This is a genomic window from Paraclostridium dentum (assembly GCF_048568265.1).
Taxonomy (GTDB): domain Bacteria; phylum Bacillota; class Clostridia; order Peptostreptococcales; family Peptostreptococcaceae; genus Paraclostridium; species Paraclostridium dentum.
On sequence record NZ_CP183813.1, the window covers coordinates 1,068,661 to 1,083,490 of the forward strand.

Here is a 14,830-nt window from a genome sequence, read left to right on the forward strand (position 1 = left end):
CAATATATATTGAGATAGTTTTATTTATATAAATCTAGGCGACGGTGATTAAGAACAGGAAGTTCATTTCTGATTTTATCAACATAATCAAAATCTATATCACAAATAAAGAAGCCTTCTTTTTCATCTAACTTATTAACAATATCACCCCAAGGAGAAATAACCATAGAGTTTCCAAATGAAATGTATGCATCATCATAATTTCTAGCAGGAGCGCATCCTATTGTATAAACTTGGTTATCAACAGATCTAGCTTTAAATAATAATTCCCAGTGACAAGGCCCTGTCTTCATATTAAAAGCAGCTGGTGTTATAATTGCTTTAGCACCTTCATTGACCATTATTCTAAAGATTTCAGGAAATCTTAAATCATAACAAATACAAAGCCCAAATTTACCAAACTCAGTATCAAAAACAGTTACATTATTACCTGGAGTTATAGTTTTAGATTCATGCACAAATTTATTACCAAGTTGCATGTCAAATAAATGGATTTTTTTATGTTTAGCTATCCTTACACCATCTCTATTAAATACGTAAGACGTATTATAAATATTATTTTCATTATCTAACTCCGGCATAGATCCAGCAACTAAATATATATTATTTTCTTTTGCTAAATTAGATAAATATGTAAAAGTATCTCCATTTTCATACTCTGCATATAAAGGGAATTTATGTGTTTCATAAGGGCAACAAAACATTTCAGGAAGTATAACCATATCAACAATATCTTTTGAAATTTCATTTAATATCGATTCTAGATTTTTAAGATTTGTAGATTTATTTTCATGGACACTCATCTGTACGATGGCTATTTTACATTTACTCATATGTGTTTAAACATCCTTTCATATATTCTATGATATTATCTTAATATAATTTTATATGATATGTCATCTTAATGATATAATATTAATTATATTTAAGTGAGGAAGGAGAATAAAACTATTGAATGATTTTTTAGTTAATATAAATTCAGATATAAAAAGGTGTGAAGAAACACTAAGAGATAATAATTACTTAGAAATTGTTATAGCTATAGAAGAACTTACAGATAAATATAAAGATAGTATTGATGATATAGAACTATCAAATGGTAGGGTATGGAATTTTACAAAAAAAGATCTTGAGGTTTTGATGAGTAATCTTGAACATAAAAGAGATGAAATATTAAATAAATATATAGATAAGTATATAAATGTAGATAAGTTAATAAGTAGTGTACAGGAAAATATAGAAAACAATAGCAGTTTAAATAATGAAGAAAAATTTGATGCAGTCAAAGTAATATATGAAATTAAAAAAATACATAGTGAAAATTTAAATAAATATTTGACTTGGGAAAAAATGAAAAAATATATAAAGTGGAGTTTAACGCAAGATGAAACTATAGGAATGAGTATATTTAATTTAATTAATGTAATAATAAATAATAAAAAGGACAGTTAACTGTCCTTTTATTTTATCTGCATAGATAAGTATTTACATCTACTGATTGTATTAATCCTAAATTTGGTGGATTGCCTATTGCAAATATAGTATATATTCTGTTTGCTTTAAGGTTTACTTTACTTGAAAGTGCAATATCTCCATTTTCAGATAAAGCTACTTTTATGTCATACATACCAGCAGGCACTTTAATATAGTCAGTGCTTTCTTTAAAATCAATATCCTCAAATATAGTAGTGTTATTAGCAATAATATCAACACTAGGTGCATCAGGAGATAGATGAACAACCCTAAGTGTAGCCTCCTTAGGTGAAGGGACCTCATTTATATCATCTTCTATTAATAGTAGTTCTATATTATCTAAGTTTCCAACAGCTGCTATAGTAAAAATTCTATCATCAGGAACATCAACCATTTTATTAATAACAACCGTAGATGAATCATTTGTAGGTGTTACTTGTATTGTATGCATTCCTTCTTCTAAATAAGAGTAATCAGAAAAATTAGTAAAAGACAAGTCCTCAACTACTAATTGACCATCTATATAAACATCAACCTCTGGTGCATTAGGAGATGCATGAAGAACTCTTACAATAGAACTTCCTTCTTGAGTTTTAAAACAATCCATTTATATAATTCCCCCTTATATACAATTTATCTCACTTGTATATAGTATGAATAAAGGTGTAGATTGGTGATAATATAAAAAATAATATAAAAATTAGAAATAGTAGTTAATACTATTATTATTTGGGTATAATATGAATATAAAAAATTATTAGGAGGATTCAACATGTCAGAAAAAGTATGTTTATGTAAAGGAATAACAAAAGAAACTATAGTAGATGCAATAAAAAATGGTGCTAATAGTGTTGAAGCAGTAAAGGATGCAACTGGAGCTACAACTGGATTTTGTCACGGTGGTAGATGTAAGTCTACTATTGAAAAATTAATAGAAGAAAATAAATAAAAAATAAAAAAATGAAATTAAGATATCGTTTATTCTAAAATGTTTAGGGATAGACGGTATTTTTTTAATAAATTACAATAAAAAAATATGATAAAAATTAATTTTTTTGGGTATAAACTTTAGTAACTGTTTAATTGTCGAAATATGCAATTAAGTTAAAGTTAATTTAATATTTTACTTTATGAATCAAACAAACACTAAAGGAGATTTAATATGAAACACTTATTTACAGAAAAGGTAGTTCCAATAGAACTAGACAACCCATCTATACAAATTGACTTTGATAAATGTATAAAATGTGGATTATGCAAAAGAGTATGTGAAAATGAAATTGGAGTTAATGGATATTTTGATTTAGAAAAGACTGGTGATATAGCTATATGTATAAACTGTGGTCAGTGCGTGCAAGCTTGTCCTAAAAAAGCCATAACTCAAGTTATTGATGTAGATAGAGTTAAAGAAGCTATAAATAATCCTGAAAAAATTGTTATATTCAGTACAGCTCCAGCTGTTAGAGTTGCACTTGGAGAAGAATTTAATTTAGAAGAAGGCGCTTATGTAGAAGATAAAATGGTTGATGCCTTAAGAAAATTAGGTGGAGACTATGTATTTGATGTAACATTTGGTGCAGATATGACTATAATGGAAGAAGCTAATGAGTTAGTAAGTCGTATAAAAAATGGAAAAGGTAAAACTCCACAATTTACAAGTTGCTGTCCATCATGGGTTAAATTTGCAGAAACTTTTTATCCAGAATTAATACCTAATTTATCAACAACAAAGAGCCCAATAGGAATACAAGGTGCTGTTATAAAAACTTACTTTGCAGAAAAAGCTAATATAGACCCAGAAAAAATAGTAAATGTTACTATAACTCCTTGTACTGCTAAAAAATATGAAATTGATAGACCAGAGATGAATGCTTCAGCTAAGTATAATAAGTCTGAAAATATGCGAGATAATGACATAATATTAACAACTAAGGAACTTGCACAATGGTTAAGAGATGAAGAAATAGATTTTAATGCTTTAGAAGGATCTAAATTTGATAATATATTAGGTCTTGGTAGTGGAGCTGGTATAATATTTGGTAATAGTGGAGGAGTTATGGAAGCTGCGGTCAGAACTGTATACAATATACTTACTCATGAGAATCCACACAAAGAATTATTACACTTTAATCCAGTTAGAGGACTTGAAGATGTAAAAGAAGCAACAGTTACTATAGGAGATACTACTTTAAGACTAGCTGCTGTTCAAGGGACTGCAAATGTTAGAACTTTAATAGAAAAAATAAAATCAGGCGAAGTTGAATATGATTTTATAGAAGTAATGACTTGTAAAGGTGGATGCATCGGTGGAGCTGGCCAACCTAAAATGAAAGCTAGAATTTCAAATGAAATGAGATTAAAACGTATAGAGGGATTATACGACAAAGATAAGCATATAGCTGTAAAATGTAGTTATGAAAATCCAGATGTAATAAATGTATATAAGGAATTCTTTAAGCAACCTTTATCACATTTATCACATGAACTTTTACACACTACTTTTGAATCTAAACATGATATGCTAGGATTAAAAGAAGATAACAATGTAAGTGATATAGGATAAGGGAGTCGTTGTAATATTACTTGTCTAAGTGCACATAAGTAATATTACAACTTTGTCTTATAAAATAGAAGAACAATAAAGTGAAAATTGTGGTATTATTTGGTTATAAGTAAAAATTTAACCAGATAATATCGCAATATTATAAATAGTTTTAATATTAGAGGAATTGATGTTTAAATATAGTATTTAAGATAAAATACTCATTTTAAATATTATGTTTGGATATTGATTTTATAATAATTAAAATTGAGGTGAATTTATGGATGTTAAAGCGATTATAGAAAAACTATATGAAACTAATGATGCGACTAAAGAAGAATTATTGTATTTGTTAGATAATATAGATGATGAATCAAAGAAACTGCTAATGAAAAGAGCTCATGAAACTAGAATGAAATACTATGGAAATAAAGTTTACATGAGAGGCCTTATAGAGCTAACAAGTTTCTGTCAAAAAGATTGCCTATATTGCGGGCTAAGAAGACACAACAAAGAAGCGCAAAGATATAGATTAAACTTAGATGAAGTGCTTGAATGTGTGCGAAAAGGTGATAAATTAGGATATAAAACCTTTGTATTACAAGGTGGAGAAGATGCATATTTTACAGATGAAAAAATTATAGAAATTATTAAGGCTATAAAAAGTGAATTCCCACATAATGCAATAACTTTATCATTAGGAGAAAGAAGTTATGAATCGTATAAAAAACTATATGATGCAGGTGCTGATAGATACCTATTAAGACATGAAAGTGCTAGTAAAGATCTATATGAAAGCATACATCCAGGAGAACCTTTTGAAAAACGTAGAAATTGTTTGAAGAGTTTAAAGGAAATAGGGTATCAATCTGGAGCAGGATTTATGGTTGGGATTCCAAATCAGACTAATTCAGATTTAGTTAATGATTTGAGATTTGTAAAAGAGTTTGAACCAGCAATGTGTGGAATAGGACCTTTTATACCACATAAAGATACACCTCTTAAAGATTATGAACATGGAAGTTTAGAAACAACAGTTATATGTTTAAGTATAGTAAGATTATTACTACCAAATGTACTATTACCAGCAACTACTGCACTTTCTAGCATTGATAAACATGGTAGAGAAGAAGGATTAAAGGCTGGTGGAAATGTAATAATGCCAAATTTATCGCCTATGTCTGTAAGAGAAAAATACTCTTTATATGATAATAAAGCATATATATTAGATGAAGATGCAGAATATCGCGTTATGATAGAAAAAAAGATAAATGAAGCTGGGTTTGAGATAGAAGTGAGTAGAGGAGATAATCCTGAATTTATTAAATAATAAAGGAGATTGCATTATGTTTATAAATCATGAAGAAATATATAATATATTAGAAGAAACTAAAAATCCATCAAATGAAGAAATTAAAGAAGTTTTAAGTAGGGCAAAAAAAAGAGAAGGATTATCATATAAAGATATAGCTATTTTATTACAAGCAGAAGATGAAAAAGATTTATCAGAAATATATTCTTTAGCAGGTGAGATAAAAAAAGATATATATGGGAAAAGAATAGTTGTATTTGCACCTCTTTATGTAAGTGATTACTGTGTAAATAACTGTGTTTACTGTGGATATAGAAGAGACAATGAATTCTGTAGAAGAAGATTAACTATGGATGAAGTTGCAGAAGAAGTTAAAATTTTAGAACAAATGGGACATAAAAGATTAGCACTAGAATTAGGTGAAGATCCAGTAAATGCTCCTATTGATTATGTTTTGGAATGTCTAGATACTATATATAAAACTCAAAATGCAAATGGGGAAATAAGAAGAGTTAATGTAAATATAGCAGCTACAAATGTAGAAAATTATAAAGCATTACATGAAAAAGGGATAGGAACATATATATTATTCCAAGAAACATATCATAAGCCGACTTATGATAATATGCACCCGAAATCATTAAAGGGGGATTATAACTATCATTTAACTTCATTTGATAGAGCTATGGAAGCTGGAATTGATGATGTAGGAGCAGGGGTACTATTTGGACTAGCAGATCCAAGATTTGAAGTCTTAGCACTTATGATGCATAATGCTCATTTAGAAGAAAAATTTGGAGTTGGATTCCACACAATATCAGTTCCAAGACTTCAAGAAGCAACAGGGGTTACTCTTGAAAATTACCCCAATTTATTAGATGATAATATGTTTAAGAAGATTGTTGCAATACTTAGAATAGCAGTACCATTTACAGGTCTTATATTATCAACTAGAGAAACTGCAGCTATGAGAAAAGAGTTATTACGTTATGGAGTTAGTCAAATTTCAGCAGGATCATCAACTGGAGTTGGAGGATATAAGGATAGAGAAGAAGGAAAAGAGAGTAAACAATTTAAAACAAACGATGAGAGAAGTCCAATAGAAATATTAAAAGAACTTTTAAGTGATGGATACATACCAAGTTACTGTACTGCTTGTTATAGAAAAGGAAGAACTGGAGATAGATTTATGCAACTTGCTAAATCAGGAAACATTAAATATGTTTGTGAGCCTAATGCATTAATGACATTGCTTGAATTTACACTAGATTATGGAGACAAAGAACTATATGATAAAGGGCAAGCAATTATAAGCACAGAAGTAGAAAATATTGAAAGAGAAGATATAAAAGAAAGAACTAAAGAGAGTATGGAAAAAATGAAAAAAGGAGAAAGAGATTTCTACTTATAGGAGGTATATATGAACATTACTCCAAATGCAAATAGAAAACATATAGGAATATATGGAAACACTAATAGTGGAAAATCTTCACTTATGAATAAAATTTTAGGTCAAGAGGTATCATTAGTATCTAGTGTAGAAGGAACAACTACAGATCCAGTTCAAAAAGCTATGGAACTAATACCATTTGGGCCTATACTTTTGATAGATACAGCAGGACTTGAAGATAAAAGTGAACTTGGATCAGTTAGAATTAAAAAAAGCTATGAATATTTAAAAAGATTAGATTTTGCTATATATGTAATAGATGGAAAGCATATAGATTTTGACACTTATAAAGTTTGGAAAAAAGAAGCTAATAAATATAATGTAAAACATATAGTTGCTGTAAATAAAATAGATTTATTAACTGAAGAAGAAATAAGCAGTATTAAAAAATTGTTCAATGATGTTATTTTTACTTCTGTAAAAAGCAATGAAGGCATAGAAACTTTAAAAGAAGAACTTATAAAAAACTTAGAGCAAGAAGAGGAGGATAAACCTATAGTTGGAGACTTACTTCCATATGGATCTAAAGTTGTTTTAGTAGTACCTATAGATTCGGAGGCTCCAAAGGGAAGGATAATTCTTCCTCAAGTTCAAGTTATAAGGGACTGTTTAGATCATGGTATAAAAACTTATGTAGTAAGAGATACAGAACTAAATGAGGCTATTAATGAATTACATGATATAGATCTTGTTATAACTGACTCTCAAGCTTTTAAAGAAGTTGAATCCATAATTCCTAAAGAAATGAACTTAACTAGCTTTTCGATATTATTTGCAAGACAAAAAGGGGAGCTTAGTGAGTTTTTAGAAGGAACAAAAAAACTAGATACTTTAAAGCCGAATGATAAAGTTCTTATATGTGAAAGCTGTACACATAATGTATCTCATGAAGATATAGGAAGAGTAAAAATACCTAGAATGCTTAAAAAAATAGCTGGCGGAGATATTAATATAGAATATAAAGTTGGATATGATTTTGATGAAAGTATAGAAGCGTATGATCTAATAATTCATTGTGGAGCATGTATGGTAAATAGGAAGAGTGTAATAAATAAAATAAATACTTGTAAAGAAAAAAATATACCTATAACTAATTATGGTATGGTTATAGCTTATTTTACCGGGATATTAGATAGATCTATAAGTATATTTAAATAAAAAAATGGTGAGCTCATATAAAATAATGCTCACCATTTTTTACGCTTAAATATATTAATCCTGTATATACTGTCTAATTACACCATAAGAAGTTATTTTATTAAAATCTGGATATGTGGATATAAATCTTACAAAAATAGGTGTATTTTTAAGTGTAGGTCTATTATTTAAAAATTCAATATCCCCATTAACAATTGAACTAATTGTTAGAGGCATTTTAGCTAAAAACTGCTCATATCTTTCCTTAGAAGTTGAAAATTCATAATCACCAATAAAGGCAAATAAGTTCAGTTGATATATATCCTGAACAAACCAAAACCATTGGCCATAAATTATATCAGTACTTACTGTACTAAGATCAAGATCTTCAAATTCAGGACCTATAATTACATCAATTACTTTAGAATCATCGTTGTGTTCCACTGTGTATTTTCTAAAGCGAACTGGTTCAGTGCTAGTATAAGGTTCTCTGATTATAACATTAACTTTTGCAGAATTAAAATCAACCATCAAAATCACATCCTCAAATATTTATGTAATTTATTATATTTAGAAAGAGAAAAAATGTGCTAAAAGTATATATATGAAATGATAAGGAATTAAAGTTTATTGATATTTTTCTAAAATTAATGTTTATATATTAATACTTAACAATAATATATATACATATATATATAAGGCTAAGTAATATATTATTAATAAATATAAATTTAAAATAGATGGTTAGGGGGGATTAATATAGAATATGAAGTTATAGTTAAATATAATTCAGACGTAAAAAGATTAGAAAATGAATTAAACATACTTGTAGAAATTTTAAGTCCAACCTACGCTATAATAACATCAACTAGCCAAGAAGATTTAGATAAGTTAATTAATTATCCTGAAATTGAATACATAGAAAAACCATTTATATTAGAAACACAAGATATTCAAAGTTTTTCAAGCACAGGAATAACTTCATTTAAAAGGAATACAAATTTAAATGGAGAGGGAACAATTTTAGGAATTATAGACTCAGGTATAGATCACACTCTTCCTATATTTAAATTTGAGGATGGAACATCAAAAATATTATATTATTGGGATCAGTCTATTGATGGAAATCCTCCTACAGGATTTAATCATGGAACTGTGTATTCAGCTGGAAATATAAATGAAGCACCTGTACAAACTACGAGCATGCATGGAACTCACGTTGCAAGTATTGCTTCTAGCATTGCCAGTAGAGCAAGTATAATAGCGGTTAGAGTTGGTAGGAGACAAGTGGATACGTTTTCGAAAAGTACTGAATTTATGAGAGCTATAAAATTTATATTAGATATATCTTTAGAATTGAAAATGCCAGTTGCTATCAATATTAGTTATGGAAGTAATGAAGGATCACATAGAGGATTATCTTTATTTGAAAGATATATTGATGATATGAGTTTATTTTGGAAAAATAACATAGTTGTAGCAGCAGGAAACAATGCATCAAAAGGCAGCCATAAAAGAATTAAATTAAAAAATGGAGAAACGCAAGAAGTTGAATTTGTTGTAGGTGCAAATGAAAAAATTTTAAACTTAAATATATGGCCACATTATGTTGATGAATTTTCTGTTTTATTAAGAAATCCATCAAATAGGAATACGCAGGAGCTCTCTCAACAAAATCCTAATATAAATAATAGATTAGGAACTACTACTATAAATGGAGTATTTTATGAAATACCTCCATATTCTTTAATTAGAAGAGTAACCATGCAAATGAGTTCATTGACTCAAATTACCCCAGGTATATGGACTTTAGTATTTACTCCGAAAGATATAGTAGAAGGAACTATAGATATATACTTACCCACAGCTGAGGGGTTATCAAAAGATACAAGATTTTTAGAACCCAATGAAATTTTAACAGTAACAGTTCCAGGGACTGCAAGTCAAGTTATAACTGTAGGAAGTTTCAATTCAAGAACTGATGTTAGATCATCATTTTCTGGAGAAGGAGATTTTGAAAATGGAGTTAATAAGCCAGATTTATTAGCCCCAGGAGAAGATATAATTTCATTTTTACCAGGAGGAAGTTTAGGAGCGCTGACAGGTACTAGTATGGCCACACCTCATGTTACAGGAGTATGTTCTCTTTTAATGCAATGGGGCATAGTAGATGGGAATGACCCGTTTTTATATTCTCAAAAAACTAAAGCAATGTTAAATAGAAGTGCAAAAAGGAGTGATAATAGAGTGTATCCAAATTCTTCTTATGGATATGGACTTTTGAATTTAAATAATTTAGATTTAGAATACCTATCTAGAAGCTTAGATGAAAATGGGAATTATAGATTTGAAAATAGTATATCTGAATCTTTATTTATCACTCATGACCTTAACTTTGATGAAGAATTAGCTAATTTTCCATATAACTATAATTCCATTAAGTTAAGTGAAACTAATACCCTTATATTCTTTGAAAGCTTAAGACGTGAATATATAGAAAATATTTTACAATTAAATTCTGTTTTTCGAATTGAGTTTGTAGTGCCTATAAATCCATTAGGAGAAATAACAAGAGGAACTGAAAATGGAGTAACTGCAAAAGAAGATATAGGTGTTAATTTTTTTAAGACAAATCCTAACTTAACATTACTTGGAACAGGAACTTTAATTGCAATAATAGACACTGGAATAGATTATTTGCACAAAGATTTTATTTATCCAGATGGTACAAGTAAAATAGTATATTTATGGGATCAAACCAAAGAAGGAAAGCCACCGGAAGGTTTTTTTATAGGAACAGAGTACACTAGAGAAGATATTAACAAAGCTATTGTTGAAAATGATGATAGTTTATCTCAAGATGAAGAAGGGCATGGAACTATGATTAGTGGAATATGTGCAGGATTAGGAAGTATAACTAGAGAATATGAAGGCATTGCACCTGAAGCTGAACTCATAGTTGTCAAATTAGCTAAAGTGGGTGGTTTTTATACAAATGCATTGATGGAAACTGCAATATCATATGTATATAATGTTGTAAGAAGATTAGGCAATCCAACTGTAATTAACATATCTATGGGAAGTAATTTATTAGCAGGATATGCAAGCAAAACAAATGATAAAAAAACGTATTTTTCAAACGGAATATCAATTGTAGCAGCTGCAGGAAATGAAGGAAATACTCAAACTCATGTTTCTGGAAATATTAAAAGAACAGGAGAAATTGTTGATATAGACCTTGAAATTGTGGAAGAAGAAAAAAACTTAGTATTTGAAGTATGGATGAGTAGGCCAGATCGAATGAATTTACTAATAATAACTCCAAGTGGCGAAGAAAGTAAAGTGCTTGACTTATCAAATTATGATGAAGTAAAAGGAATATTTGACTTAGAAAATACACAGTATTTTATAAGATATTCCTATCCAACTAGTTACTCGGGTCAAGAACATACGGTTGTGACATTAAAAAATGCTAAAAAAGGGATTTGGAAATTGAGGTTAGAGGGAGCATACATATCCGATGGAATGTATAATATATATTTACCTAATAGAGTGTTTTTAAATCCTGGAACTAAATTTAAAGAATCAAATCCGGCATATACTATAAACTATCTAGCTGTTAGAGAGGATGTTATAGCTATAGGGACATATGATTCTGCAAATAAAAGTGTATGGCCAGCATCCTCAAGAGGGCCAAATATCATTGGAGGAATGAAGCCAGATGTAATAGCTCCTGGAGTTAATATAATAGCACCTTATCCTAAAAATAATTATGCGACTGTAACGGGAAGTTCTGCAGCAGGAGCACATGCATCAGGGGTTATAGCATTGTATTATCAATATGTTATGGTAGAAGACTTTTATAGAAATAAAGGTTTTATGCAAAAAGCTAGAACATATATGCAAGGTGGTGCAAGTAGAATTAAAGGGGTTGAATATCCAAATAATACATCTGGATATGGAAGCTTAGACTTTAGAGGTATGTTTGAGCAATTAAAGTAGGAGGGGTGGATATATTATGGATGAAAAATCTTATTATCTACTTTATAGTGGTGATATAAAAAAATCATTTGAAGAAAATAACATAGATAAGTATATAATATTAAATGACCAATTAGCATCAATATATGTAAACAATGATTTTGAACCTGAAACATTAGATAATATCAAAAATGTTGAATGGTGGAGCCCATCGGATGTTATGAGTTCTCTTATAAATATAACCAATAATTTAGAAGGTGGAGAATCTATAAAAAGTTCTATAGGAGGCGACTATATAGAATCTAATCCTTACTTAAATGTTACTGGAAAAGATATTTTAGTAGCTGTAATAGATTCAGGAGTAGATTATTTACATGAAGATTTGATTGATGAAAATAATAATAGTAAAATATTATATCTATGGGATCAAGAAAATAATAGTAAATCACCTCCTGAAGGAATGATATTTGGAAGTGAGTACACAAGAGAAGAAATAAATGAAGCTATAAAAAATAAAGATAGTAGTTTGAGTGTTGATACTATAGGAACAGGAACCATAGCTTGTGGTATAATAGCTGGCCAGGGAAATATAAATAGAGAGTATAGAGGAATTGCAAGAGATGCGGATTTATTAGTTGTTAAACTAAGAGAATTTAAAGGGGTATATTATGATGATAAAATAAGTTATGCAGTAACAGATTTTTTAGCAGCTTTAACATATGTTTTAAAAATTTCAGTTAAAGAAAAAAAACCATTAATAATAAATTTTACATTAGGAAATATGTCATCTATTAATATAGAGGCTTCTATATTACAAACTTATGAAATGTTTGAAAAATCAGGTATAATTTTAGTTAGTGGAGCGGGAAATGAAGGAAATACAGATATACATTATGAAGGACATATAACTAGTGAAGATAATTACATAGATGTAATTATCCAAAATAGTAATAATAAAAATTTAGAGATTATAATAAGAGGAAAAGGGCCTGATAAATTATTTTTACAGATTATATCTCCATCGGGAGATATAAGTCAGATTATAAGATATGCACCTGATGATAGAATATATCGTGGAAGATTTTATATCGAGAAAACATCATATACAGTCTTGAATACATTTCCCTGGATTAAGTCAGGAGACCAAGTCATAAGAATTAATTTAAATGATATAAAACCTGGTATTTGGACTTTAAGAATAAGTCCGGAATTTATAATTCATGGAGACTTTAACATCTATCTTCCAAATAAATCTATTATATCACCAGGTACTAGATTTGTAGACTCTACATCAAAGGCTACCATAACATTTATGGGATTGGCATCTTCAGTGATAACAATAGGAGCATATAGTGATAAGACAAATAGTTTATGGATTGGATCATCAAAAGGAAATTTAAATGGAAATAAAGTAAGACCAGATATAATAGCTCCGGGTGTTGATGTAATATCGACATATGTAAATAATTCGTATAATACAGCTACAGGAACAGGTGTTAGTAGTTCTATAGTATGTGGGTCTTTAGCTCTTATAATTGAGTATCTTCAAGAAGAAAGTAGAGTTTCAAAACTTTCTCTTTTTACAGAACCTTTAAGAACTTATTTAATGATAGGTGCAACTAGACAAGAGATATATGAATATCCAAATATTTTTCAAGGATATGGAATATTTGATTTAAGAAATACATTTAGACAAATAGCCAAAAATTTATAAAGAAAGGTGTGTACGAATAAACGTTCACCTTTCTTATTTTTATTGTAACAAAAAAATTTAAATAAAAGTAAAAAAATGTGGAAAATGTTATCCTGGATGTGTTATAATCTGACAGGTCATAATAAATTTTTATAAAAAGGGAGAAAGAAGATGCTAAATGCAATTTTAGGATTACTAGCAGTTATAACAGCTGGGTTTTCAACAGTATATGTAAAAGACTTTAAACAACATAGGGATAAAAGTAAAAATAAAATATTTAAGACAGGTATATTTATAGGATTTATAACTGACTTTTTAGATGCTATAGGGGTAGGATCTTTTGCAACAACTACAGGAATATTAAAATTAAATAAACATATTAACATTCCAGATAAACTATTACCAGGAACTTTAAATGTTGCACATGCACTGCCTATGATAGTTCAAGCGTTTATGTCATTAAACTCAATAAGTGTGGATTTAATAACTTTAGTGAGTATGATTATAGCAGCGGTAGCAGGATCTTGGATTGGAGCTGGAATTATATCTAAATTACCAGAAAAAAAGGTACAATTAACTATGGGAGTAGCGTTAGTTGGAACTGCTATATTAATAATACTAGGACAAGTTGGGTTGATGCCAGCAGGTGGAGATGCTATGAGTCTTAGCGGATCAAAATTAGTTATCGGGATAGTAGGAAACTTTATTTTAGGAGCTCTTATGACAGCTGGTATTGGATTATATGCACCATGTATGGCAATGGTTGCATTACTAGGTATGAATCCTAAGGCTGCATTCCCTATAATGATGGGAGCGTGTGCATTTGTAGGGCCAATAGCGAGTACTAAATTTGTAAGAGAACAAGCTTATGAAAGAGAAATATCTATGGGTATAACTATAGGGGGAGTAGTTGGATCTATACTAGCTTTACTATTTGTTACAAATATGCCAGTATATTGGCTGAAGTGGCTAGTAGTGGTTGTTGTAAGCTACACTGCTGTAACTATGTTTAAAGCAGGGCTTAGTAAAGATGAAACGTTAGAACTTGAACAAGTAAGTTAATATAAATTTAAATTTAAAAAGCATAAACCTTATAAATACTTTAAGGTTTGTGCTTTTTTTATGATTAAGTAAATTAAAATTTGTGTATGGATGATTTAAATTAAGTTAAATTTTTTTATTTAAAAAATTAAAATAGTGGGTATTAGTTATATATATTAATAATATGAGCAGAATAATTAA

Annotated in this window: 12 protein-coding genes; 9 read left to right on the forward strand and 3 right to left on the reverse strand. The window is 29.0% G+C overall.

Annotated elements, in window-relative coordinates; translation table 11 throughout:
* Positions 1-20: 20 nt before the first annotated feature.
* Positions 21-833, reverse strand: a complete 813-nt coding sequence (locus tag ACN6I1_RS04695; protein ID WP_419742907.1) for a carbon-nitrogen hydrolase family protein — start codon at positions 831-833, stop codon at positions 21-23.
* 118 nt (positions 834-951) lie between these two features.
* Between ACN6I1_RS04695 and ACN6I1_RS04700 the strand changes: the two genes are divergently transcribed.
* Complete coding sequence (locus ACN6I1_RS04700; RefSeq protein ID WP_419742908.1) at positions 952-1,452, forward strand: hypothetical protein; 501 nt, start codon at positions 952-954, stop codon at positions 1,450-1,452.
* A gap of 13 nt (positions 1,453-1,465) precedes the next feature.
* Here ACN6I1_RS04700 and ACN6I1_RS04705 read toward each other — a convergent pair whose 3' ends face one another.
* Positions 1,466-2,080: a DUF4397 domain-containing protein gene (locus ACN6I1_RS04705; protein WP_419742909.1), complete on the reverse strand. Its 615-nt coding sequence runs from the start codon at positions 2,078-2,080 to the stop codon at positions 1,466-1,468.
* Between the two features lie 165 nt (positions 2,081-2,245).
* On the opposite strand from ACN6I1_RS04705, the gene ACN6I1_RS04710 reads away from it, so the two are divergent.
* From ACN6I1_RS04710 to hydF, 5 genes are all read left to right on the forward strand, one after another.
* Entirely contained in the window at positions 2,246-2,422 is a 177-nt protein-coding gene (locus tag ACN6I1_RS04710; RefSeq protein WP_025161379.1) for a (2Fe-2S)-binding protein, read from the forward strand.
* A gap of 213 nt (positions 2,423-2,635) precedes the next feature.
* Complete coding sequence (locus tag ACN6I1_RS04715; protein ID WP_419742910.1) at positions 2,636-4,036, forward strand: [FeFe] hydrogenase, group A; 1,401 nt, start codon at positions 2,636-2,638, stop codon at positions 4,034-4,036.
* Positions 4,037-4,295: 259 nt separating this feature from the next.
* The gene (hydE, locus tag ACN6I1_RS04720) at positions 4,296-5,345 is read left to right on the forward strand and encodes a [FeFe] hydrogenase H-cluster radical SAM maturase HydE (protein WP_419742911.1); all 1,050 of its coding nucleotides are present in this window, start codon (positions 4,296-4,298) and stop codon (positions 5,343-5,345) included.
* Positions 5,346-5,361: 16 nt separating this feature from the next.
* Positions 5,362-6,738, forward strand: coding sequence for a [FeFe] hydrogenase H-cluster radical SAM maturase HydG (hydG, locus tag ACN6I1_RS04725; protein ID WP_419742912.1), 1,377 nt, complete (start codon positions 5,362-5,364; stop codon positions 6,736-6,738).
* Between the two features lie 9 nt (positions 6,739-6,747).
* Positions 6,748-7,935, forward strand: a complete 1,188-nt coding sequence (gene hydF / locus ACN6I1_RS04730; RefSeq protein ID WP_419742913.1) for a [FeFe] hydrogenase H-cluster maturation GTPase HydF — start codon at positions 6,748-6,750, stop codon at positions 7,933-7,935.
* 54 nt (positions 7,936-7,989) lie between these two features.
* Here the strand turns inward: hydF and ACN6I1_RS04735 are convergent, their stop codons facing one another.
* Positions 7,990-8,445, reverse strand: coding sequence for a staygreen family protein (locus ACN6I1_RS04735; protein WP_419742914.1), 456 nt, complete (start codon positions 8,443-8,445; stop codon positions 7,990-7,992).
* Positions 8,446-8,673: 228 nt separating this feature from the next.
* On the opposite strand from ACN6I1_RS04735, the gene cspBA reads away from it, so the two are divergent.
* From cspBA to ACN6I1_RS04750, 3 genes are all read left to right on the forward strand, one after another.
* Positions 8,674-11,916, forward strand: a complete 3,243-nt coding sequence (gene cspBA / locus ACN6I1_RS04740) for a bifunctional germination protease/germinant receptor pseudoprotease CspBA (protein ID WP_419743291.1) — start codon at positions 8,674-8,676, stop codon at positions 11,914-11,916.
* 16 nt (positions 11,917-11,932) lie between these two features.
* Complete coding sequence (gene cspC, locus ACN6I1_RS04745) at positions 11,933-13,609, forward strand: bile acid germinant receptor pseudoprotease CspC (RefSeq protein ID WP_419742915.1); 1,677 nt, start codon at positions 11,933-11,935, stop codon at positions 13,607-13,609.
* Between the two features lie 150 nt (positions 13,610-13,759).
* The gene (locus ACN6I1_RS04750) at positions 13,760-14,650 is read left to right on the forward strand and encodes a TSUP family transporter (protein WP_419742916.1); all 891 of its coding nucleotides are present in this window, start codon (positions 13,760-13,762) and stop codon (positions 14,648-14,650) included.
* Positions 14,651-14,830 lie beyond the last annotated feature (180 nt).